Annotated in this window: 2 protein-coding genes; both read left to right on the top strand. The window is 35.3% G+C overall.

The window, feature by feature from the left end; genetic code table 11:
* Positions 1–554, top strand: a 554-nt coding sequence (locus ABIQ27_RS09760) for a hypothetical protein (RefSeq protein WP_348033696.1), incomplete at its 5' end; no start/stop codon positions are given.
* A 225-nt stretch (positions 555–779) separates the two neighbouring features.
* On the top strand, positions 780–1,619 hold the full coding sequence (locus tag ABIQ27_RS09755; protein WP_348033695.1) for a hypothetical protein: 840 nt from the start codon (positions 780–782) through the stop codon (positions 1,617–1,619).
* The last annotated feature ends 110 nt before the right edge of the window (positions 1,620–1,729 follow it).

Raw genomic sequence — 1,729 nt, 5'->3', positions numbered from 1 at the left:
CAACAGGAATTCTATTCCCAACCTGCGTAACGCCAGGGACGTTATGCGCAAGCTTAAATGCAGACATCATGATAGTTCAAGATTTATCATTCGAACTCTTCGCCGATTACTTTCAGTTTTACGTTCAAGATGAAAGCGTTGACGGTAATTTATCAGAAAGTTGGTCGCCAGAAGCCTCCGACCGCCTTCTTGCAGTAACTCACGGTACAATAGGAGTTGGAACTATCCGAAATATGGACGTACCTGTGTTCATTAAGTTTTTCTCCATAGAGCCAGAGCTTTTTGACACATCCCTTTACGATCAAATTAACGAATGCGATATTGAAATTACTTCAGGCACATTAGTAGTTGCCGGCTGTACAGATTATTTTCCAGATGCTGCTCGAATTACAACTGAACCTGGCGGCTACCGAGTTCGAATTTATTATAGAGGATTTAATACTCTACGCGGAAATGATTTAGAAGGTGATGATAACTACGAACTTCACTTTTGGAAAACAAATCAACCGACTGATATCAAAATTCTAAAACAACGCCAGAAAGCCAGCGCATAACATTGGCTTTTAGCAATTGGGGCTTGAAGAATTAATCTCATCGGCGAAAGTGCAAATCCCAGCTTTTGTTCCTGGGCGACGGAATTCTAATCGGCTGTATATCTTATCATCGGCTTTTGTATCTTTATTCAGCAACATATCCAAGCTGGACGTTGGCCAATGCCCCAACTGCTTAAAGCCTGGGACGTTGTAGGCAATTTGCACATACACACCTAATTTTCAAATATGATTAATAAATTTCTATCTCTTCTTTTGTTTATTTTAACAATTTCAGCATGTTCTGGAAAGGACAATAATTTGACTAAAAGTAATTTGAAGGGTAAAGTGTATCGCCTTACGGAAACACGATATTCTGCTAAAGAAAAATTTGGTGAAATAATTAAAGACACATTAGAAGCTGAAGAAGTTTTGACTTTTAATGAACAAGGCTATTTAGTAGAAAAGCTTGAAAAAGGATTTGGGAGATTTGAAAATCGAAAAGAAATATTTGAGTATAATAAGGATTCGCAAGTTTCAAAAAAAACAGCATTTGACAAAAATGTCAAAATTATTCAGACATATCTTTTTGATTACGACAAAAATAAAAAACTTGTAAGGTGGCAAAATATTGATGCTAATAAAAAAATATTGCAATATGAAACATATAAATACGATCAAAAAGGACTTCTAATCGAATCAATTTCGTACAATGAAGATGGAAGCGTCTTATCGAAAAGCATGTTTACAAATGAGGACCATGGAAATTGCATCGAAAAAAACTTTTATGACGGCAATACAACTACAGAAACTCATAAACTAAAATATAATCAGCAAAACCAAGTAACACAAAACGAAATGTTTATGTATGGGTCTACTATCGGTAAAACTGTTTATAAATACCACAATGGTGAATTATCTGATGAAATTTCTTACCCATCAACTTTCTCTAAAGACACTACAACCTGGAAATATGAATATATTGACATAGATAAACAAGGTAATTGGTTAACAAAAACACTTCGTTGGACTCAGGGCTACAGGTTCGCTACTGGGATGACCGAAAGGAAAATTGATTATTTTAAATAAATAAAAAAATCAAGCTCACATAAGAACACATTTTAAAGAAATGACATAAAACTGCCTACAACAGTGCATTGTAGCAATTGTGGCTGACGAATAGCGTCTTTCATCTTCAG

Origin of the sequence: Flavobacterium sp., assembly GCF_039916025.1 — a bacterium.
GTDB lineage: Bacteria > Bacteroidota > Bacteroidia > Flavobacteriales > Flavobacteriaceae > Flavobacterium.
Note: the sequence above shows the minus strand (reverse complement) of the source record. Positions and strands in the feature narration are given on the sequence as shown.